Here is a 23,262-nt window from a genome sequence, read left to right as displayed (position 1 = left end):
CATTGCTAATATTGAATGATAAAGTCCGCAGCGAGCGTCAGTTGCTCGGCGTCGGTTCGGTCGCCGAAGGCACGTACACTTGGATCGCCTCCGGGAACGGTGCCGCTGCCGCGAGTGTTCGACCAGTCCCAACGGATTTCCGGGCGGAGCAGTACATTGGGGAAGAGTCTGGTTTGGCATCCCGCCGTCAATCCAAAATAGTCGCCGCCGTTGAGAACGAGGCCGCCCGGGTCGAACTCAACCGGCGTCCCGATGCGGCTATGATCAGCATCACGGAACCATTCAACGCGTAGCGATGCTCGGGTGCGATCGGATGCAGTCCAATGTAAATACTGTGTCAGCCCGTACCATCGTGCGGTCCGAAAGCTGACTTGTGAGATCGCTGGATGGACGACGATGACCGCGTCCTCTTGTGATCCGGCAACCGCATCAACGACGTATCGAAGCCGGCGATGGAGTGCTCGGCGATAGGTTGCGTGGAACGAGTTTCGGCTGCCCGTGATCGGCGTCGAATTTGTCAGGGCGTTCGTTAGGTCTTCGCCAAGGTGTGCGAAGAATCTGAATTCGTGATGGTCTGCCGCGTCTTGAAGTGCAATGCCGGACAGAATCCCCCACCGGTTCGACCGACTGCGCCAATTGTCCCAACCTTGGTTATAGCCTAAGAACCACGTCGTCCCGGGGCTCGTTTGATAAGCCGCCAAGACGCCGGATTGAGTAAAGGGGTTCGCATATGAAAACGAGTACGAATGCGAGTAGAGGGCGTTGGCCGGTGACGCCAGACTTTCGGAACTGGTCAGCGAAAGAAAGCGTCCGAGTTTTAAAGTGAGAGGTCGGTCGCCAAGTTTCGTTCGGAGCTCAAAAAACAATTGAGGGAAACTGAGTCCGTAGTCGCTATCTTCAGAGTTAAGTTTGCGTGTTCCGTCTTGATGACGCTCTAGTCCGGGAACCGTCAAGTATTGGGAATCGTAACCATAATTCACATCCAAGCCCGCGATCAGGCTCCAGTCGTTGCCTTGGCTGTAGAGGTCTGTACGTGCATGAAGATAAGCTTGGTGAAGCGAGAACTTGTTCGCCAAGTCGTTAAACACAACAGGGCGATTCAGTCCGTTTGACGGGCGATTGACGTTGCCTGTGAAGCCTTGGGCGAACCAGCCGCCCAGACGCAACGCCGGCCATTCTGGTAATAGGTCTCCAGAATGATGGTCGATGTCATGAGTTAACTTCATCGCCTCCGGTACCGATTCGGTCACTCGTCGGCTCGACGCGAGCGAGGCTTCAATTTCGATCGCCGGCGACTGCTCGGCCACGGTATTGCTGACGGCTGCTGCGACGACTGAGGTTTGGTCCGATTCTGAAACCGCCGGGTCACGCTGCTCAAACAACCACGACGCCAATTCTTCTTCTTCGATGACTTCTGTAAGCGGCAGATTGTCGGTATCTGAAAACGTCTCCAAGTTAAATTCGAAGGCGGGGGACAGCGGGGGTTCGCCTCGAACTTGAGACGCCGTGGCTACCAGGAGCCCGGTCACTAACATCAGTTTTAAATGCTCGGGCAGCCTTGGTGGCTGTCTTGTCGGACGGCTTGGTGGCTTTCGTGCCGGTAGGCTCGCGTGCGAAGACGAGGTGTGAAAAACAAACACGATAGTTCCAGATGCATTAAAGAATGAGCAACCGCTCTGTTTGCGGCAGGGCCTTCTTCGCAGCCCGCCGCGATACATTGCAAGCGTGCATCTTACGCCCGTTCTTTCTACGCCCCCCCTCTGTTTAAAAATGGATTCAATCGGTCAACAGCTGATCGTTATCGCATGAAAAACGGTCAAAACGATCACTCCAGTACATCTAGTAACGGAAGTTCGTCGGCGGTTCGTTCACACATGCCGTCCTTGAAGTGCCTCCTGCAGACCGAGAGATAACGTTCGTTCCCGCCGATTTGAATCTGCCGGCCGTCCTTGATCGGGTGCCCCTCATCGTCGATCCGCAGCACCATGGTCGCTTTTCGACCGCAATGGCAGATCGTTTTGATTTCCGTCAAGGTATCGGCCCAAGCCAACAACACTTCGCTACCGGTGAACAAGTTTCCTTGGAAATCGGTCCTCAATCCATACGCCATCACGGGGACGTCCAGTTGATCGCACACATCGCTCAATTGTTTGACTTGCCGACCGGTCAGGAATTGTGCTTCGTCGACCAAGACACAGTGCAGTATTTCGCGATCGTGACGGTGACGAACCAGGGACAGTAGATTGTCGGCGATGTTGAAGGTAACCGCGTCGGCCGCCAGTCCGATCCGGCTGGTGACCTTGCCGGCCTGGTCGCGGGTGTCGATTTCGGGCAGCAAGATCAACGTCTTCATCCCGCGTTCCTGGTAGTTGTAGCTGCACTGCAGCAACGTCGTGGATTTCCCCGCGTTCATCGTCGAGTAGTAGAAGTACAGTTTTGCCATGAATCCCGCTCTCGTATCCGCTCGTTGCTGAGTTTTTAACGCGTTTGAGCGATCGACGCCGATCCCACATATTTTCCGGCCAAGACTTACGTCAAATCCGCCAATCCTTAGAATTTCGCTCTGCACGCGTCTGACACGCCGATTTCCCCCTTTTTTTGCTCGACTCCTATGCCGCGATACAATCCCGCCGAAATCGAACCGCGTTGGCAAGCCTACTGGGAAGAACATAAAACGTTTGCCACGCCCGAGAAACCGGGTCCCAAAAAACGTTACGTCCTGGACATGTTCCCCTATCCCAGCGGTGACGGGCTGCACGTCGGCCACCCGGAGGGTTACACTGCGACGGACATCGTCTGCCGTTACGCCCGCCTGTGTGGCGAAAGCGTATTGCACCCGATGGGATTCGACGCCTTCGGGTTGCCTGCCGAAGAGCACGCGATCAAAACCGGCGAACACCCGCGGATTCAAACCCAACGCAACATCGACAACTTCACGCGGCAGTTGAAGATGCTCGGTTTCAGCTACGACTGGGATCGCGTGTTGGCGACGACCGACGAGGCGTACTTTCGCTGGACCCAGTTCATCTTTTTGGTCCTGTTCGATACCTGGTTTGACCACGACGCCCAGAAAGGTCGCCCGATCGCCGAACTGCCGATCCCCGACGAGATCCAAGCACAAGGCGAATCGGCCGTCGCCGACTACATCGACGCGCACCGGCTGGCCTATTTGGACGACGCCCTGGTCAATTGGTGTCCCAAGCTGGGCACCGTGCTGGCCAACGAAGAGGTCATCGACGGCAAGAGCGAACGCGGGGGCCACCCCGTCAAACGCATCCCGCTGCGCCAGTGGATGCTGCGGATCACCGATTATGCCGAGCGATTGCTGGACGGACTGGACGCGTTGGACTGGCCCGTCGGGATCAAAAAGTTACAGTCGGATTGGATCGGACGCAGCACCGGCGCCGAAGTCGACTTCTTCATCGGCGACGCCGCAAAATTTGAAGCGTGGAAATCCGAGCGGTCCAAGGCTCCCTTGCCGGCCAGCCCCGGTGACGACGCGCTGCGTGTCTACACGACGCGCCCCGACACGCTGTTCGGTGCGACCTACATGGTGGTCTCGCCCGAGCACCCGATGCTGGATCGATTGACCACGGCGGAACAATCCGAAGCGGTTAAAACGTACTGCGAGAAAGCGTCGTTCAAATCCGATCGTGAACGCACCGAGGGCGACCGCGAAAAGACAGGCGTGTTCACCGGTAGCCACGCCATCAATCCCGTCAACGGCGCTCCGATCCCCGTCTGGGTCGCCGACTATGTCTTGGCCGGCTACGGAACCGGTGCGATCATGGCCGTCCCGGCGCACGACGAACGCGACTTTGAATTCGCGGTCAAGTACGAATTGCCAGTCATCGCCGTCGTCGACCCGCCCGCGGACGCCGAAAACCGAGACGACATCCTGGCCGGAAAAGCGTGTTACGACGCGGTCGGCATCGCGATCAACAGCGGACCGATGAACGGCAAGTCGACCGAGGAGGTCAAACAGGAACTCACCGCCTCGCTGCAAGCGGACGGCTTGGGCAAGGCCGCCGTCAACTACAAACTGCGCGACTGGTTGTTCAGCCGGCAACGCTTCTGGGGCGAACCCTTTCCGATCCTGCACGAACTCGACGACGACGGGAATCCGACCGGTCGAATGCGTGGCGTCGACCCCGCGGAGTTGCCCGTGCGTCTGCCCGAGTTGGAAGATTTTAAACCCCATGGAAAACCCGAACCGCCGCTGGGCAAGGCCGATGACGATTGGTTGTACGTCCAGATCGACGGCAAACGGTATCGCCGCGAAACCAACACCATGCCCCAGTGGGCCGGGTCCTGCTGGTACTACCTGCGCTACATCGACCCCAAGAACGATACCGCGCTGGTCGATCCGCAAAAGCAGGCCGAGTGGATGCCGGTCGACTTGTACGTCGGTGGTGCCGAACACGCCGTGTTGCACTTGTTGTACTCGCGGTTCTGGCACAAGGTGCTGTTCGATCGAGGCCACGTGTCGACGCCCGAACCCTTTGTCCGGTTGGTCAACCAGGGCATGATCTTGGGTGATGTCGAATACAGCGCCTTCTTTGACGAAGCCGGCAATCCGGTCTCCGCCGCCGAGGTGCGAAAAAGTCCCGACGGCGGGCGTCAATCCAAAGACGGTCGAGTCGTGGCGTCAAAGACGGTCCCGGAAGAAGACGTCGAAAAGAAGGGCGAAGGCTTTGTGTTGAAATCGGATCCGTCGATCAAGGTCGACAGCCGAGCCCACAAGATGTCCAAAGCCCGCGGCAACGTGATCAATCCCGACGTCGTCGTCAGCGAGTACGGTGCCGACTCGCTGCGGTTGTACGAGATGTTCATGGGGCCGCTGGAAGCGACCAAGCCTTGGTCCATGGCCGGTGTCGGAGGTGTCCGCAATTTCTTGGATCGCGTCTGGCGGATGATCGTCGACGATCAAGAGGACGACTACGCGCTGCAGTCGGCGCTCACCGAAGAGCCCTGCGACGAAGAACAGAACCGGATGCTCCACGCGACGATCAAAAAGGTCACCGAGGACACCGACGCGATGAGCTTTAACACCGCGATCGCGCGGATGATGGAGTTCACCAATTTCTTCACCCGCGCGGAAAAACGTCCGATCAGCGCGATGAAGTCGTTCCTGATTCTGCTGTCGCCCTACGCACCGCACTTGTGCGAAGAGCTATGGAAGATCCTGGGCCAAGACGGCGTGATCGCGCAGCAGAGCTGGCCGAAGTGGGACGAGTCGGCGCTGGTGCAAAGTTCGATCGAAGTACCGGTGCAGTTCAACGGCAAGGTGAAGACGAAGATTCAAGTCGCGCCCGATGCGAAACCCGACCAAATGATCGAAGCCGCCATGGCGGACCAGCGGGTTCAATCGATGCTCGAGGGCAAGAACGTCGTCAAGAAGATCGCCGTGCCCGGCCGGTTGGTGAACCTTGTGGTCAAGGGATGACCGTCGGGCGTCCCGCGCGTGACGTGTGGCATGCACAGCATGCCCTGCGACACTACAGGTCGAGTTCGTCCAGCGAATCGATCAATCGATCGAGGTCGTCCTTGGGTTGGGCGACCAGGTCTTGCTGACGACGCTGAAGTTGCTCGTCGATGCCGACCGCGGTGCGACCGGCCAGCAACAACTGTTCATCGCGTTCTCGCGCCGCCGTCGCGATCGCATCGTCTCCGCCGTCGGGCGCGCCGAACAGCTTGGACAGGTCGATCTTGAATCCTTCGCTTCCGCCCGTTTCGGCACCCGCGATCGCCGGTGCCTTGTGCTGGGGAAAGATGATGGCGTTCTCGGGGCAGACGCGGCTGCAGGCCGGGCATCCCTTGCGGCAATTGTCGGGTTGTTCGACCAGGATCGTTTCGGCCGCGTCGACTCCATAGACACCGAATAAGCAAAAGTCGACGCACTCCATGCAGTTGGTGCAACGGCTGAAATCGATCACCGGGTACCAGCGCCGCGCCGTCGTTTCTTCGACTTGCACGATCCGGCCGCCGACGATCGGCAAAGAGGTTTCATTCGTCGTCGCTGCGGTGCCGGATTCTCTGCCGCCGTCGGTTTCCCCGAGCACCAACCGACGGATTTCTTCGGTGAACCGATCCAGACTCTCTTCGGCCTTGAGGTCGATGCAGTGGATTTGACGATCCGGCCGCGGGTATAGGTCGGCGACGCGATCGACATCGTTTTCCGATTGCTCGGCGGAGGGCTCATCCTGGTCCTCGTCTTCCGCGTCGCCGATTGCCACCGGAACGAACTGGCCCCGGATGCCATTTCGGTCCAGCACCCAGTGGGCGGCGCGGGGAAAGATCCACGAGACGACGATCAGATTCCCTTCGATTTCGGAAAGTTTCTGTAGCGACTCCCCGCCCTTGGGCAAATCGTACAGGTGCGGGACCACCAACACGTCGGCGTCTTCGAGCGTCGAGGCCGCGTCGGCGATCGATTGTTCCAGCGACCGTTTGGCGGGATTGCGGGATTGTCCGCGCGAAACCACCACCGTCCAGGTGGCGGTCTTGTTCGGATCGGCTTGAGAGCTGGGGGAAATCATCCGTTTACCAGTCGAGTGGTCGTTGCCAAGCATCTTTCGCTGCCGCGATCTCAATGTCCAGCACGTTGGCCCCGGATCGCGTGACGGTCAGTTTTCCGTCGTCGGTTATTGTACCTACTCGGGCCGCCTGAACGCCGTGGGCGTAGAAGATTGGTGTGAACTGATCCACCAACTCCACCGGCAATTCGACCAGGAACCGCGAATTGGATTCGCTGAACAACAGCGAGACGTCGGAGAGTCCAGGTGCGGAAATGTCAGCGACGGCATCCAGGTCCAGCTGCATTCCCAAGCCACCGGCCATCGCCATTTCGGTCGCCGCGACGGCCAGTCCGCCCTCGCTGAGGTCGTGACAGGCTCGCAGCAGACGGGCGGAAATCGCTTCGTGCACCGCGGCAAACGTGGCCTTGGCGACCGGAACATCCACGGTCGGCACCTGGCCGCCGGATCGGTTTTGGCTGAGACAATAATGCGAACCGCCCAGCTCGTCTTTGGTCGTCCCGATCAAGAAAACCGCGTTGCCCGACTCCTTGGCGTCCATCGTCACGGCCAACGAAATGTCGGCGATTTGGCCCATCGCGCTGATCAACAGACTCGGCGGGATCGAGATCGTTTGCTTTTCACCGCTGTCGTCGAAATAGCTGAATTCGTTGTTCAAGCTGTCCTTGCCGCTGACGAACGGAGTGCCCAGCTGGACGGCGACGTCTTGGCAGGCGATCGCCGCACGTACCAGGGAACCGAGCGTCTCGGGGCGATCGGTGTAACCCCAGCAGAAGTTATCCAGGATCGCGATCTTGCTGGGGGCGGCCCCCACCGCCACGGCGTTCCGCATCGCTTCATCGATCGCCGAAGCGGCCATGTGATAGGTGTCAAAGTCGCCATAGTGTGGATTCATCCCGCAGGAAATCACCAGACCGCGGTTGCTGCCCAGCAGTGGGCGGATCACCGCGGCGTCACCGGGACCGTCGCACTGTGGTCCGACCAGCGGTTTGACGACGCTGCCGCCTTGGACTTCGTGGTCGTACTGACGGATCACCCAGTGTTTGCTGGCGACGTTCAGACTGGACAGGATCTTCAGCAGCGTCTGTTGATTCGCCTCCGCCGAAACCGACGCGGGCAAATCCAGCGGCACCACGGCCGGCGGTTCGTACACGGCATCACGGATCACCGGCGGTCGTCCGTCGTGCAGCATCTGCATGCTGACGTTTCCGACCGTTTGGCCGTGATAGGTCAGGTGCAACTGGCCGGTCGGTTTGAATTCACCCAGGATGGCCGCTTCGACGCCTTCGCTTTCGCACAGCTCTCGAAGTTCATCCCACTTTTCGCGTGGCACGGCCAGCACCATGCGTTCTTGGGCTTCGGAAATCCAGATCTCGGTGTACGACAAACCGTCATATTTCAGCGGCGCCTTTTCCAGCCAAACTTCCGCGCCGACGTCCTCGCCCATTTCGCCCACGGCACTGGAAAACCCGCCGGCACCACAGTCCGTCACAGCGTTGTACAGTCCCCGGTCGCGGGCTTGCATCAAGACATCTAAGACCATTTTTTCCGTGATCGCGTTGCCGATCTGGACGGCGCCGCCGGACAATGATTCCGATTCACTGGTCAATTCCGCCGAACTAAACGTGGCGCCGTGGATGCCGTCGCGTCCGGTGCGGCCCCCGATCGAAACGATCAGATCGTTCGGATGAACCTGCTTGTCTTCCATGCCGACGGGGATCATCCCGACGTTGCCGGCATAGACGAGCGGGTTGCCCAAGTAGCGTTTGTCAAAATAGACCGCGCCGTTGACGGTCGGGATGCCCATCCGGTTGCCGTAGTCACGGACCCCCGCGACGACGCCCTTCATCACGCGGCGCGGATGCAGCACGCCCGGGGGCAATTGGTCGGCAGGCGTGTCTGGCGGTGCAAAGCAAAACACGTCGGTGTTGCAGACCGGTTTGGCGCCCATGCCCGTCCCCATCGGATCGCGGATCACCCCGCCGATACCCGTGTTTGCACCGCCGTAGGGTTCCAGCGCCGAAGGGTGATTGTGGGTTTCGACTTTAAAACAGGCATGGAATTGGTCGTCAAAGGTCACCACGCCGGCGTTGTCTTTGAACACACTGACGCACCAATCGTCGTCGCCCAAGTTCTTGCGGATCGTTTGGGTCGCCGCAAAGATGGTCTCTTTGAGCATGTTGTCGTATTGCCGCTCGTCGCCGCCGGGCGTTCCGTCGGCGCCGACCCCGCGGTAATGAATGCGACCGGCCAGCGTTTTGTGGCTGCAGTGTTCCGACCACGTCTGCGCGATCGTCTCCAGCTCGATGTCCGTCGGATCGCGATCGAGCGCGACGAAGTGGTCGCGAATCGTTTGCATTTCGACCAGCGTCAAGTACAGCTGGCCTTCGCGCGAAAGCGTTTCCAATTCGTCATCGCTCAAACTGCGAATCGGGACGCGGACGAGCTCGAATTCGTAGGCCGTGCCGACATCGAGTTGCTCCATTTCCAGCGGCCCGGCGATCACCTGCTCGATCGAATCGTTGGACAACGCGCGGCGGCAGATCGTTTGGAACGTCGGCTCGTCGACCCCGCTGATCCAATACTTTCGCATCGTGCGGACCGACTGGACGTCGAACCCACAATCGCGGGCTGCCCCGATCGTGCTGGCCGCGACCGGGTCCATCACGCCGGGTTTGGGCAACACGTTGACCAGTCGAATGTCGTTAGAATCGACCGGCGGCTGGCTCAACACCGCATCGCCGGCGACCGCCACGACGGTCCGCTCGGTCACCGCGTCGGCCAGTAGGGTCTGGGCGATCTGCTGGGCCTGTTCGCCGTCGATTTCGCCCTGGACCAAAAAACCGCGTGCGAAGACCACCGGGACGTCGTCACCGATGCCCAATTCATGAATTTCCTCGCTGGTGCGGGCGCCCTCACGGTCGATCTCGTTTTCGGCGGGATAAATGTCAATCTGCCACAGCGGCATCGTCGTGTCCTGGTGCGGGGATGAAAGCGGTGCGGGGAAGAAAACTCAGCGTGCCACGAAGTGTATCGAAATCAGTTGCGATTGCCGAGAACGGGCCGAGCGGATCGAAATTCAAACGCGAAACTGGCCGAGGGGGCATCGGTCTCTACACAAGTCGCTTTTTGCCCAAAGGGCATGCATATCCCTAGCCTGGGGCAAGCAACCCGAGCATTTGAGAGGGTTGCGCCGCCCCAGGAACCTCTTGGGCGATGCCCAAGGCTATGGATGTGAACGGCCGTTGGCCGAAACCATCCACTCAGAACCGATCTGGCATGCAAAAGATGTGCAGATACCGATGCCCAGACGGAGAGCGACGAAAACCCTTTGTGTTCAACGACTTAATAACGGCAGGATCTCATTGTGGCTGAGAAACTCGTGGTGTCAGGACGCTGTGCATCAGGACGCTGTGCATCAATGACCACCGCCCAAAAACCATCGTTTGATCGCATCGAGTTGCTGGCCCAACACGGTTTCTGGCTCGGCGTGCTGCGCATCCGAGTGACCCTCTGGTTTTTCTGGCCCTGAGATAACCTTTTCGCGAATCCGCCGGGCGATTTCGCGATGCCGATTGGCCGTGTAGCTGTCCGAATCAATCAATCGCGCTGTTCTCTCGAACAGCTCGGCTGCCTTGCCCCGATGCTCTTCCGTGACGCCGTCGGTGGTCCCGACCAGGGGGGCCAGCGTGCGGACCATCAGATCGACGATGTCACTCTTCTGATACGACTCTTGTTGAACCTGGCCTGAAATCGTCGACAACTGTTCGGGTTCGGTCGCCGGTGTTTCGACGCTCGGCAGGATCGCGTCGACGGACTCGGCAAAACGCTCCAACGCTTCGGTCAGCGCACCGCCGTCACCCTCACCTTGGTCCACACTCGCCAATGCCGCATCGACCAGGACGGCGGCCGCCTCCTTCTTGTCGGCCGCGGACTCGAGCCGTGACGCAATCAAGTCCAGCAGCGTGTCCGAGGTGCCGGCGATCGCGGCGACGCGCGCCATCGCGATCGAGACCGAGTGGGGACGGAGGTCATCATCGCTGGAATAATTATCGTAGCTGGTGCGCGAGGCGATTCGCTTGGCATAGGGATAGACCATGCCCGGCTGACCGCTTGGCAAGACGACCGCACGCAACGCTTGATCGATCGATTGCCACATGTCTTGATCAATTTCATCGGCATCCAATGCCAGGTCGGCGTTCGGTTCACGCAGCCCCAATTGTTCGCCCGTCAGATCGGAATACAGATCAACCAGGTCCAACAATCGCGGTGTCAGTTCATGGACGCCGTCATCGACGGAAGTGGAGGAAACGTTTTGATTGGTATTGATCGCGAACGCGTCCGTTCCATTGCCAATGGAGCTGATCGGCGGCCCGTTTTGCAGCGCCAGTTTCAACGCCCTGGCCGAATTTCGAATGTCACCGCGTTTGGCGACCATCATCGCGATTTTCAAACACGCATTGAGTTGAGGCTTCATCAGTGATACCCCCGACTCCGATGACGTCTCGATCGAATCCAACAAAGCCGCAAGCGACGCGTCGTCTCCACCCAGCGAGGCGACCGCAAGTTCCAGGCCGGGTTTCTGCAGCGAGTCCGCCAACACGCGAAGGTAATTGCCGACGTTCTTGCTGATTCTTTCGGCCGCGGCGGAGTCACTTGTCGCTGCGGCCGATGCAACGGCAAGCAATCCCGTCAGCGGTTCAAGCGTGGCGGCTCGGGGTGTGTCCAACGCTTCACGAATCGTTGCGACATCGGGCAAGCGTTCGTTCAGCGTGTCATGCAAGCCATCCACATCGTCCGGGCGAATCTTCATCGCGACCAACAGCTGTGCCGCGGGAATCGACCAATCCTTCGATCGTTTCGCTGAAACGGATTCCAACGACTGGTAGAACGCCTCGAGTGTCTCGCGGCCCGGGTCGGTTTGGGATGCCGAATCGATGGCGATTTGCAATCCCGGTTCGGCATCGGCGACGAGCATCATCTCCAGCGGCAGATCTAGCAATCGGATGGCCAGGTCATCGTTGGGGGCGTCGTGTGATTGACGGCGAATGTCCAGGTACTCGGCCGACGACTCGGGTGTGATTTTCTTCCGTACCTGCTCGGCAGTCTTTTTCGCATCGTCGATCGACAGGCCGCCGCCCCAGCGTTTCGCGTTGGCGAACTGTTCCGGGCTGGCGATCAACTGTTGAAAGATGATCCAGGCGTCGATCGGAAATCCGATCTCATTCAATTTTTCGGCGATCGATTGGTAGGCTTGGATCTCCTGATAGTCGCCGTAGCCGGGGTTGTATTGGTCCTCGGCCGAATGGTCCGTTTTCGCGTAGGCATCGAGCAAGACGTTTCGGGCCCGGGCCTTTTGACCATCTTTTGCGAGGGCGTTGACCAGTCGCGCGCCGACCGAAAACCGCATGTCGGTCCTGGAGACACTCGGATCGACCGCGGCGGCTTGATAGATCGAAACCAGCAGGGATGTCTTGTCATCGATCTCGGAAATCGATTCCAGCACCTGGCCGCCCTGCCATAACAATCCGCCGCTGATGGCCAACGTGTCGGCACCCTTTGCCGCGGCGACCGCGTCGGAATCCATCAGTTCACGAATCGACTCGACGGCCGCGTCACGTTTGGCGTCGTCGGCCACGTCGACCAGCGCCGACAAGAACCGCGACGAGGGGGCGAGCGTCTTGTCTTGAATCGCCTTCTTGGCGGCTTCCTCGAATCGCTCCCGCGCTTCTTCGTCGCTTCGGAGCAACGTCAAGATGTCTTTCAACGGACCGTTTGCCGTTCCGCCGGACGAGCGACTGGTCACCCGCCACGTCGTCGATCCCGTCTTAAACGCATCGTCGCCGCAGATGACGTCAATCATGGCCTGGCGGATTTCCGGAATCTTCTCTCGGTCCGGCACCGGGATCGCATCGATGTACCGATAGAAGTCTCGTTTGAACTGCGAGTTCTTCAACGCGTGGGCGACGAACCTCCGCTTGGCGTCGGTGTAGGGCTTGCGTCGCCCGACGTTGAGCAACGTGTCGAGTCGGTAGCTTTGAATGGCTTCGGGATCGAATTTCAGCAATCGCTCGAACATCGGGTCGAAATCGCTACTCCGCTCCACCGCACGGGTCATTTCATAGACATGCCGGTTCAGCAGTTGCGGTTCTTTTTCAAACGCGTCCAGGTACAACTCCGCCGACTCCTTGTATTGTTTGGCTTTGTAGAGTGCACTTGCCCGTGCGAGCAATTGGTTCGGATCGTTCGGTTTGGATTTCGCAATCTCACTCCACAACGCTTCGGCGTCCCGCTGTTTGCCCGCCGCGGTGTACAGTTCGGCCAACTCCATCCTGGCCCGCACCGAAGCGGGGGCCGCAGCGACGCGTCGTTTCGCTTGTTCGATTAGCGGGTCAAGGCGTTTGGCGTTTTGCAGAATCGAAACGGCTTGCCGGCGGTAGTACGCCGAATTGCTCGATGCTCCCCGACCGCTATTCAACTTTCGCAGCACCGTGTAGGCGACCTCCGCAGCGGCCTCCTGGTCGTCGTTGGCCAAAAACGCGTCGGCGATCTGTAATTCCGTTCGCTCATCACGGGCACGCCCTCCGCGTAATCGCCGCAACACCGCGGTGGCCTTGTCATTCATCCCGAGTCGGCGGAGCTGATCGGCCAAGGCCAACTGGGTCTTGGTATCCATCCGCAATCCGAACAGACGCTCGGCGGCCTGCTTGGCGCGTTCCACATCGCCGAGTTGTGAGGCCAAGTTCAACGCCGCCATTTCTTTACGAACTAACATCCCGCTGTCGAGCGGATCGAACGAGTCGAGCGCCTCCAGGGCGACGCGCGGTTGGGCAAGCTCACTGGCAAGCCGGGCCTGTTCGATTCGCAAGTCGACGTCATCGGGGAACTCGCGGCAAAGCTGGCTGAGTCGCGAATAGCATTCCTCCGGACGCTTCGTCCACCAGCAGGCGAACGCGGCCAACACACGGCGTGCTTTTTGTTCTTGCACCGGGGCTCCCGCCAACGGGCGATCCAAGTGTGCGATCACTTCGTCGCTGACGTTGATGCCACGGGGCTGGCCGTCGCTTTCCGAGCTGGGCATCAGGCTGGAAAGCTCGTTGATGATCTGTTGGTTCAACAGTTGCAACGACAGGGGGGCTTTGACCTGGAACGAATAGTAGCTGTTCTGCGAACTGCGGACGTACGTGCTGAGGGTTCCGTTGGACAGTGCGGTGCTGCGTCGCGCCGCGAAGCTATTGTGCTCGATCGCTTGGGCGAGCACTGCGTCGAGGAGCGTCATGCGATGACGCTCGACAAAGTCGGCCCCGTGTCGTCCGGACGTCACCAGATGGCCGGCCGTCCCCGTCACCGTACTCCACGTCACTGATTTTCCCGTCGTGTCGTCACGCACCGCGGGCATCAATCGTTCCACCAAGGCGTCAGCCTGGTCGACCTGATTGAGGTTTAAATAGTACGACATCGCGCTCAAGAGATCCTTCAGCGACGCGCCTGCTGGTGGCGCTTGCAAGGAGTATTGTTTCGCCCGCGCCGTGTCGCCCACGGCGTTGAAGTGGTTCGACAGGATCACGCGATAATCCGCAAGCGTCGACCATGAGGTGGAACTGGCGGTGTTGCTACCGGATGCCGCGTCGACTTGAGCTTGTTCGTACAGATCCAGCATCAGCCGCAATTGGGGCTCGGTCAACAAGCCGGCCGTGTCGGCGGGGGCAGCGTTGTCACTGTCGGATTCGTTTTGAGCAGCCGAGCGGATCTTCCCCATCAACATGCCGCGCACCGAAACCGCTCCCTCCTTGGGGTCCAGTTCCGCCAGTCGCCAATTCAGCTTTTCGGTGAGTTCTTTGTCGTCCCCACTGGCTGGTCTGGATGTTGTCGTCGAGGTCACAGCACCCGCAAGCGACTGGAGTGCCCGGTGCTCCCAAATCAGGTTGGCGTCTTCGATTTGGTCGACCGCTGGCAGTTCAATGGTGCGTTCGATCAAGGCATCGATTCTCGTTTTCGCTTCATCGGCCGGAAAACGTTTGGCGATCGCAACCATTTCCACGGTGGCGGCCAAGACCCGAGCGTGCCCGAACGAGGACGGGTCGATGGTCGAGTAACTGGACGACATGCTGGAGTAGCTGCTGCTGGCGTAGCGACCGACGCGATAGTTTCGCGCCAACGTGTATGAGCTGCCCGTCCAACGACTCGGACTGGTGGCATAACCTGGCGGACGTGACGTGCTGGTTGATGTGCTGGTGGCTCGCGTTCTTGTCGTTGGCGGTAACGCATCCAGTGGCAGATCCAACTGACGAATCTCGCCGGCCAGTTCAATCGCGCGGCGGTGCGGCGCAGGGTAAGTTGCTTCGTCGCCGTCTTGTGTTTCATCGTCACCTCGTTCGTAAAGCAACAACTGGGCGAGCATCAGTTTGACGTCCCACAAACCGGGATCCCGGCGGACGGCTTCTTCGCAGATCGCGAGCGCCGTCGACCGATCACTTCGACGAACCGCCGAGCGGATCATCGATCCCAACCGGGTCGGATCGGCGGCCAGTGAGATTCGGTCGCTGAGCGCCGACTTGATGTCGATCATGCCGGCGTCAAGCTGCAGTTGAACCAGTTTGAAACGGTTCTCGGGGGTGTCGGCGATCGCGACGACGCGTTCTTGGAATTCGGCGGCCACCACGACCTCGTCGGCTGCGTCACTCAAGCGGACCATCGTTTCAAGAAGCGAGACATCACGCGGCTGGGCGGCCAGCAGGCGATCGATGGCTTGTCGCGCGGCTCCGAAATCCTGAACCGCTTCGTGCCCCGCCGCGACCATCAGTTGGACCGTACGCTCGTCGACGTCGTCGCGTACCATTTGGTCGATCCGCTCGATCAACGCGTCCATCTCGTTCTGGCGGTCGTACAGCGGCGCCAGTCGTTTGACCAACGCGATTCGGGCGTCCGCTTCGGATTCATACCGCATCGCTTGCCAATACAGCTCAATTGCTTCTTCGGTGCGGTAGCGGTCCGCGAAGGCCGAGGCGAGCATGCGGCGTGGCCCGTTGTCACGCGGTGCGACGTTCATCGCACGCCGCAGCGCCGTGAAGGCCTGGTCGTCGCGTCCGGCTCGCAAGGCCAGCCGCGCCAGAAACTGGTACGATTCCGGGCTTGCCGGATTGGCGTCGATCAACGCGTCGCAGGTCAGCATCGCTTGGTCGACTTGGCCCAACCGCATCTGCAGATCCGCGACGCGTTGCAGATAATTGGTCTGAAAGCGAACGTCGACGCGAGCCAGTTTTTGGAACGTTGCCGCGGCATCGGCGAAACGATTCTGGCGTTCGGAGATTTCCGCGGCGACCAACAACACGTTCGGGTCATCGGGTTGTTGTTCGATCGCGCCGCGGATCGCCGCCTCGGCATCGGCCAATTGGCTCGCTGCGGCATGCATCATGGCCAGGGTTCGCAAGTTTTCGACGGTCGGCTCGGCGGCTTGTCGCAGTGCGATTTGTTGATCCAGGGTTCCGGCTTGCTGAAACGTCGCGATCCGATCTTTCAGCAGCTGTTCCTGCTCGTCGGGCGTCTCGGCGATGTTCGCCGCCGCATCGAGCCGAGAGATCGCTTCGTCGAATTGTTTGGCGTCGCGCAGTTTTTGCGCGAACCGCAATTCTTGGGGAAACGTCAGATCCAGTTCCGATGCCTCTCGCCAAGCCGTCAGGGACCGTTCGTCTTCTTTGAAGGTGGCGAAGATTTCGGCGAGGCGGACCAGTGAGTCTCGACCGCGTCGATCACCCTCGGCGATCGAATTCCAGGTCTCGATCGCTTCGTCTTTTCGGCCCAACCGATAAAGGTATTCACCCAGGTACTCTCGATACTGTGGTGAATCGGGTTCCACTTTGATGGCTTGCTCGTACAGCCCGATGGCGTCTTCTTTGCGATCGATTGCACGCATGCGATCGGCGATCTGGGACAGCGTGACGGCGTCATCCTTGCGGCGATCCGCCAGCCGATGCCACACCGCGGCGGCGGCGATTCGTCGCGCCGCGAGTGGCCGCGTGTCGTCTTCCAGCAGGGTCTGTCCCCACCGCAGCAAGTAGTCGGGGTTGTCGGGATCTTGTTCGGCAAGCTGTTCGAATTGATCGGCGGCGGCGGCCATGTCGGCCTTGTTGACCAAGACATCGATCAGCGCCAATCGCACGTCGGCGTCGTCGGGCGCGCGTTCGACGGCCTTGCTCAACGTCTCGGCTGCTTCATCGATGCGTTGTGCGGAAACCAAGATGCGTCCCAGACGAACCTGCAAGGCGAGATCATCGGGCGAGTCGGCGAGTTTTTGTTTGTAGTAGTTTGCCAACGCGTCGTAATCACCGGATTTCAAGAACCCTTGTTCGATCCGGTTGCGGACATCGCTGTACAGCCAGCTGCCCGGGCGCAGCCTTGCCAGGATTGCTTCCAGGGCTGCGGTGCACTGTTCGGTCTGCCCGAGTCGACGTCGCATTTCGGCGGCCTGAACCGCGAACGCGATCTTCTCGTCGTCTTTGCGCGCGGACTTGGACAGACGCTCGAATCGTTGCAGGGCTTCTTGGACGTTGCCTTCGTCGGCCAGTGTGCTGGCGATCTGGCTGCCGACCCGCGTGTCGCCCGGAAACAATGCCTCCAGTTTTTGCCAAACCTCAAGTGCCTTTTCGTTTTGTCCGGCGCGGCTGTAGATTCGGCCCAGTTCAGTGAAGATCGGTAACACTTCGTTGCGAGCGGGTTTTCGCTCGATCGCCCGCTCCAGTGCCGCGGCCGCTTTCTCCGTCTGGCCGACCGCGAGTAGCGATCGCCCCAGCAAGTAGCTGCTGGCGTAGTCATCGCTCAGCAGGGATTCGGCTTTGGCAAAGGCCTCGGCCGCGAGTGCCTGGCGGCCGCGTTGAGCCTGCAACAACCCCAGAATCATCCGCTGTTGGCCGGCGTTTGGAGCATCGTCGGAGACATCCAGCGAGGCGATGAATTCGTCCAGCGTCCCGTTTTGGACGTGGAATCCGTAGACCCGATCCAACGCGGTCCCTGGTCGTGGGCGGCGCAGCAGTACCTGCAGAAACTTCTCGGCGATCGCGCGTTCTTGTTCGGACAGCCGCGTTTGTTCGGCGGGATTGGGATCTTGCGCCCGGGCGGGAGGGTTCCCCGAGGGATCCAAGGCAAAAACCAGGGTGCAAACGAAGAAAACCCAAACACGCGGCGAACGAATTTCTGCAATCACGCTCTCTATACTCCCGGGGAGGAATCGTTATCGCATCCACCACCAGTATGACGGACCCACGGACGGAGGGGGCGCAAGGCAGGGCGAATTCCCAGCAAAGAAAGGGCGCCAATTGCGGAGGCTGGTTTTCCTGGCATCTTGGCCAAGGTAAAACGTGCAACACGACCAACACGCCCCCGTAGCTCAGGGGATAGAGCACAGCTTTCCTAAAGCTGGTGTCGCAGGTTCGAATCCTGCCGGGGGTGCTGGGGATGGCGGGTGTCAGCGGACAGACAAGAAAATGGGTGACAGGAAAATGGCGTGATCATGCCCTGTATCGTTTTTCGTCTCCATGCTCGTTCCGCCGGGCAGCCGTCTGGTTTGGGCAACTCATTTTCCTGTCACCCATTTTCCTGTCTAACCATTTCTTCGACCCGACCTCCCATTTTTCTGCCCGCTCTTTGTCTGCCATCTCCGCCAAAAGCTGCATCGCCGCGCGTCGTCTGGATCGATGGCGTCGCCCACCCAACGCTAAGAGTATTTCTCTTTGAAGAGACTATCGAGCAGCTCGGGTTCGTCCATCGTGGGGTGTCGAAACAATTAAGGTTCGGCTAGTCGTTTGTGTGCGGCACGAACGCTAGTTAAAACAACGTCCCCTGTTGATCTTTGGGCGGCCAGAAAACGCCCAGCACAAGCCAAGTGTTGTAAGGGAATTTGGTTCCCATGAAGAACCGCGTGTCTTTGTCATTCCGACACAATTCGCCGAGAAACTTTTTGCGAACACTCTGGGCGGCCAATTCATCCGAACCGAGTCTCGCCTTCTCGTTAAGGAACAGAACCCCCAGTTCCCAGTCCTCACACATCGCCGTGTGCGGTTTCTCCGAGTCTTCGCACTCAAAGACATAGTGAAAACTATACGGGAGCTTTGTCAACGGTTTCTGTTGGGGACCAAACAGCAACATTTGCGAGAACAGGTTTTGCCACTTCGGCTTCCACTCTTCTTCGGCGGGTCGGATCTCCAAGTCGGTCACTTTGGACGGGCGTACAACGCCAAGCACTGATACTTGCGAAACTGATTCGATCTCGGTTGATAGCGGTAATCAACGGGATAGAGCCGGATCCACTCGCCCGATTCCGACACGCCGGCCGTACAGACGCTTTCGCGGTACTTCTCTGATGGATGCGGGTACGTCATTACCGTGATCAGAACCTTTTCGCTTTGCCCCACTACTTCGCCCTCAAATTAACAATCTCGAGGCCCGTCAGCGACGCCACGGAATTAGCCAATCGCAAACGGTGGCAGCAACACGGTTCCGCTTCCATGCAAACCAACACGCTAGGCTTTTCGTGCATCAACGCGGCGACCTTCTGAATTGCCCCTGATTCCTTCTTCAGCGTCGTGCGTTCATAGTCCGCAAAGAGGGCGTCGTAGTCGGCCTGGGTGTCGAGTTCCTGGCGCTTGTCGCTGCGGATCCCAAGCTCAGGAACGTGGACGTATTCGATATTCAGTTTGCCGCACAATCGGTTTAATGTGCTCTTGTGGAAACCGTAACGCCGAGCGATGGGATTCATCCGAACGTCGATCAATCGCTCGATGCCACTTTCAACCAGCAACGACAAAAACTTGTCGACGCTGCACCCCTCATAACCGGCGGTATAAACCCGAGTGTCCGTTTTCGGGCGTTTCACAAGTTGTTTGCGAACACTGTTGACCGTGAACGTCGGATAGGATTCGTAGACATAGTCGAGTAGTTTCCCCGTCGAGCAACCGGCGAATCGACGCGTAATACGGTTGACGTCGCGAGAAACATCGGCGGGAACGGTCGCTTCGGCGGATCCGAGTTCCGTTAGTTTAAGCGTCTGATCATCGGGCGTTTCGATGTAGCTTTGTGAGACCAGTTTCTCGAGTTCTTGATAGATCGAGAATGAGAACGGACCGTATTGATAGGGCACGAAGTCGTAGAACGCCGATCCGCCACACGACGGTGTTTCTTGACGCAACAAAAAACACCACTTGGTGAGTTCCATCCTTGAAACGGTTTTTCGGTCGGCTTGGTGCAACAATCGCAACAAGACACGTTGACGTTTAAGCATGAATAGCGTCCTCTACTACGTCAGAAACCAACAGTGGCTTCTCGCCCGTGAGTAACTCTTTCATCAGCATTCCAAAGATGCATTCTTTGAACTCGGAAGCGTTCGTCTTGCCGCGCAGGATGTCAGCGGACTTAAGCAGGAACGATTCGAGTTGACCGAGTGTGATTTTGTCTTGATTCACTGAATTTCCATACGGCGTCACGGGATCCATTCATGCTTCGCGAGTGGTCATTCGCTATTTCGGGGTCGGGGCTCTTGTTTCACCGATTCGTCGATAGGCGATCGAACGAAGCAGCCCAGGAATCGACCAATGTAACGCGTCCACGAGGGTCCGGCCATCAGAGGGGGCACGCATCCAGGAACTGACCGGCCTTCGGCCCCAAGGTGCTGGGGATGGCGGGTGTTAACGGAAAGACAAGAAAATGGGAGACAGGAAAATGGCGTGATCATGCCCTGAATTGTTTTCCGTCCCCATGCCCGTCCCGCCGGCCGGCCGTCCGTCTGGTTTGGGCAACTCATTTTCCTGTCACCCATTTTCCTGTCTAACCATTTCTTCGACCTGACCTCCCATTTTTCTGCCCGCTCTTTTTCTGCCATCTCCGCCAAAATCTGCATCGCCGCGCGTCGTCTGGATCGATGGCGTCGCCCCATCAACGCCAAGGGTGTTTCCCGACGGCCGACTTGCATGCACGCAGATGGATGATCGGACTCACTCCGTACGCGTGTACACAGCAGGGTACACAAACTCTGGCTCTTGGGGCGGACAGAGATAGGTGAATCGTTCACTCAACGGTTTTCCATCCTCGACGAGTTGTACTGCCAGTTCTGGCGGCGCGTCGCTGTCCAGTTGGAACGTCAAGCCGACCAGCAGGTCGCCTGACTCGGTTCGCTCCATTGACTTGCGCAACAGTGAAGCACGCATCAGTTGAACGTCCACTCCCATGTTGGCGAGCAGATGGGTTTTGTGGAGCGGCGTTCCCGAAAATCGGATCGTCATGTCGATCGTTTGTCCATCGGCATCACGCTGGACATCAAAATGTGTCGCGCGGGCAACGTTGACTTGACGGCCGTAGTCGCCGGCAAAAAAACTCACCGTGTATTTCAATTTGACCGGCTCGCCCACGGTCGGTTTGCAATCGGGGATCCAGTAGGCGGCGATGTTGTCGACGCCTTCATGCGCCCCCGGCAACTCCAGTAATTCAATCACGCCGTCTGTCCATGGCTGGTCGGTCGTTACCCACACGCTGGGGCGAAGGTCATAACGCGCATTGTGATCGTCATAGTGGTAAAACGATCGATTCCGTTGCATCAATCCAAAGCCGATCAATTGGTCCACGGCGATCCGGCTGACCGAAGGGTAACTTTGCCTGGCGAAGGCACGCCAGGTCCACTCGCTCGTTTCTCCTGAGGAAGCACCGTCGCGACTAGGCTGACCGGAATGACGGGGAGCGGCGGTTTCGTTGCGATGCTGCACGAGCAGCCCATCGCTGTCGTGGACGGCAGGACGAGCATCCTTGGGCGGACCGTCCAGCCCGTCGCCCCAGATCCACATGCTGGTCAAGGGGGCCAACGCGACCTTGTCCGGGACGCTGCGAAAGTAAAGCACTGATTCGACTTGCAATTGAGATTCGTGCATTCCCGGTGTCAGTTCAAACTTGTACGCACCCGCCACGCTGGGGCTGTCCAACAGAGCAAGCACGGTCACACAACGTTGGTCTTGCTTGGGTCGGACGACCCAAAAGCCGCGAAAGAAAGGGAACTCTTCCTCGCGGTTCATCGCGACGTCGATGGCCAACGCTCTGGCGGACGTCCCATAGCGAGTTGCACCGCTACGGCCGCGAAAATAACTCGCCCCAAGAAAGGTCAACAATTCCTGACCGCCGCTCATTTCATCGAGGGTGCTGACCAACTTCAGCCCTGCGTGTCCTGCGTCGCTGGGAATCGCGTCTGGATTCAACGGTGACTGGTACTGAAAATCAGACTTCGAAAACATCACCTCCTTCGATTCGCCATCGCAGATCGTGAAGATACGAACCTTGTCCCGTTGGACAAATCCGCGGTGAAAGGTTTCCAGTGACGTCGGTAGTTCGTCCCACCAGACGGCATGCTTGGGCCGGAACGCGATCCGCCGATAGTCGTCGTACTGCATGCGCGCCAAAACCTCCGGTAGGACCGACCGAGGTTCTGCCGGACGGTCAGCCACCTGCCGAGCGAGGGCGCACAAACTGTCGTAGTCGACAACTTGTGTCCATTGGTCAGCCGGTTTTTCGGACGGTTGTTCGGACGCTTCAGACATGCCGGTGCAACAGATCGCGACCAAGAGGAGAAGCAGGACCAAGACAAAACGCAGAACCACCATATCAGACTCCATAAGAGGTGCGCGGCCAATGCATTGCGTTGGCGAACCCGATTCAGTCAACCGTCCGCCTGATTCGGATGGGCCAACGGCATTTGAATCGGTTTTTAAAGATTGTGAATCACCCGCAGCTTGCAATCCCTGTGCCGACGTCCAGGCGACCGATGCCGATCGACCGAACGCTCGATGCCGTTCAATCCACGGTTCCCGCCGTTAAACGCACTCTACAGTCGGCTGCGGAACCATTGTCCGCGGCGGAACCATTGGCATGTTCGTCGATCGCCAAAGTGATGGACTGAAACGCCCCCGCAAAATGAACTTGCATGCTCACTCAACCTAAGGAGACTGGTTGAGTTTCGAGCAAGTGTTGCTCGTTTGTCGTCCACTCTGCACGGCCCGTCCATCAGCAATCGATCTCGTTTCGATGAACCGGAAAGGACGCCCGCTCGGGCAAAAAAATTTCGTCCGGTTTACTCTTTCGCTGCAATCGGTCGGACGGGAACTTCATTCCCCCTAGCAAGACCAACTCTCTTTCGTGTGGGCCTGTGACGTCAGCCGATGCGACGCGGAAACAAATTCAATGCTCGCGATCGGCACAGCGTTTGAAGGTGTGGGCAACCCGTGTCTTGAACTTTTCGATCCATGTCCCCGTCGATCGGTGGACATGCTTCTCTTGTCTTCCTATTGGAACTGAACCTATGTCCGTTGTTTTTGAAACGACGCCACTAACTCAACCTTTCGTTCTTTCGGGCCACCCTGCAGAGGATCAACAACCGAGTTCTCTCGTCCCAGTGGTCGAGCGCTATCTTCGTGCCAGCGGATCTGTCGATAACCAGTCGAACCACCTGGTCGCCCTTGCGATCTCGGAACGCGCAGGATGTCTTTGTCGTGAACACGGTGATCTGATCCGTACCGCACTTCGAATGGCCGCCGACCACGTGGCCAGCACCGGGAACCGGGACGTCGTACCGTCGCCGCAACGTAGTGTGATGCAACCGGCACAACCTGTTCGCCGGGCCGCCCCGCTGCGGCTGAGTTGGTGGTCGGGTTTGATTCAGTCGTACCGCTTCGCAGCGTCTGCGAGTGTGGGTGCCCGA

The 23,262-nt window shown here is 58.8% G+C and carries 11 protein-coding genes and 1 tRNA gene; 2 read left to right on the top strand and 10 right to left on the bottom strand.

The genetic code is table 11. The features are described from left to right. Positions 1-5: 5 nt before the first annotated feature. Positions 6-1,454, bottom strand: a complete 1,449-nt coding sequence (locus TBK1r_RS16765; RefSeq protein WP_419581424.1) for an outer membrane beta-barrel protein — start codon at positions 1,452-1,454, stop codon at positions 6-8. Positions 1,455-1,825: 371 nt separating this feature from the next. Beyond that, positions 1,826-2,443, bottom strand: a complete 618-nt coding sequence (locus TBK1r_RS16760) for a thymidine kinase (RefSeq protein ID WP_145212886.1) — start codon at positions 2,441-2,443, stop codon at positions 1,826-1,828. Positions 2,444-2,611: 168 nt separating this feature from the next. Here TBK1r_RS16760 and leuS point away from each other — a divergent pair, with 168 nt between their 5' ends. Continuing rightward, the gene (leuS, locus tag TBK1r_RS16755) at positions 2,612-5,446 is read left to right on the top strand and encodes a leucine--tRNA ligase (RefSeq protein WP_145212883.1); all 2,835 of its coding nucleotides are present in this window, start codon (positions 2,612-2,614) and stop codon (positions 5,444-5,446) included. Positions 5,447-5,498: 52 nt separating this feature from the next. Here leuS and TBK1r_RS16750 read toward each other — a convergent pair whose 3' ends face one another. From TBK1r_RS16750 to TBK1r_RS16740, 3 genes are all read right to left on the bottom strand, one after another. Further along, the gene (locus TBK1r_RS16750) at positions 5,499-6,539 is read right to left on the bottom strand and encodes an ATP-binding protein (RefSeq protein ID WP_145212880.1); all 1,041 of its coding nucleotides are present in this window, start codon (positions 6,537-6,539) and stop codon (positions 5,499-5,501) included. 4 nt (positions 6,540-6,543) lie between these two features. Next, positions 6,544-9,504: a phosphoribosylformylglycinamidine synthase subunit PurL gene (gene purL / locus TBK1r_RS16745; RefSeq protein ID WP_145212877.1), complete on the bottom strand. Its 2,961-nt coding sequence runs from the start codon at positions 9,502-9,504 to the stop codon at positions 6,544-6,546. A 450-nt stretch (positions 9,505-9,954) separates the two neighbouring features. Continuing rightward, the gene (locus tag TBK1r_RS16740; protein WP_145212874.1) at positions 9,955-17,736 is read right to left on the bottom strand and encodes a tetratricopeptide repeat protein; all 7,782 of its coding nucleotides are present in this window, start codon (positions 17,734-17,736) and stop codon (positions 9,955-9,957) included. A 172-nt stretch (positions 17,737-17,908) separates the two neighbouring features. Here TBK1r_RS16740 and TBK1r_RS16735 point away from each other — a divergent pair. Beyond that, a tRNA-Arg gene (locus TBK1r_RS16735) sits at positions 17,909-17,981 on the top strand. 375 nt (positions 17,982-18,356) lie between these two features. Here the strand turns inward: TBK1r_RS16735 and TBK1r_RS16730 are convergent. The 5 genes from TBK1r_RS16730 to TBK1r_RS16710 form a co-directional block, all read right to left on the bottom strand. Beyond that, positions 18,357-18,737 (bottom strand): hypothetical protein, encoded by a 381-nt coding sequence (locus tag TBK1r_RS16730; protein ID WP_145212871.1) that lies wholly within the window; start codon positions 18,735-18,737, stop codon positions 18,357-18,359. 5 nt (positions 18,738-18,742) lie between these two features. Further along, the gene (locus TBK1r_RS16725; protein WP_145212868.1) at positions 18,743-18,943 is read right to left on the bottom strand and encodes a hypothetical protein; all 201 of its coding nucleotides are present in this window, start codon (positions 18,941-18,943) and stop codon (positions 18,743-18,745) included. After that, positions 18,943-19,809, bottom strand: coding sequence for a DUF488 domain-containing protein (locus TBK1r_RS16720; protein ID WP_145212865.1), 867 nt, complete (start codon positions 19,807-19,809; stop codon positions 18,943-18,945). The genes TBK1r_RS16725 and TBK1r_RS16720 overlap by 1 nt, the downstream gene beginning before the upstream one ends. Next, positions 19,802-19,990, bottom strand: a complete 189-nt coding sequence (locus TBK1r_RS16715; protein WP_419581635.1) for a type I restriction-modification system subunit M N-terminal domain-containing protein — start codon at positions 19,988-19,990, stop codon at positions 19,802-19,804. Before TBK1r_RS16715 ends, TBK1r_RS16720 begins: the two co-directional genes overlap by 8 nt. A gap of 528 nt (positions 19,991-20,518) precedes the next feature. Then, positions 20,519-22,168, bottom strand: coding sequence for a glucan biosynthesis protein (locus TBK1r_RS16710; RefSeq protein WP_419581423.1), 1,650 nt, complete (start codon positions 22,166-22,168; stop codon positions 20,519-20,521). Positions 22,169-23,262: the final 1,094 nt, after the last annotated feature.

Origin of the sequence: Stieleria magnilauensis (genome assembly GCA_007753675.1) — a bacterium.
Taxonomy (GTDB): Bacteria; Planctomycetota; Planctomycetia; order Pirellulales; family Pirellulaceae; genus Stieleria; species Stieleria magnilauensis.
Note: the sequence above shows the minus strand (reverse complement) of the source record. Positions and strands in the feature narration are given on the sequence as shown.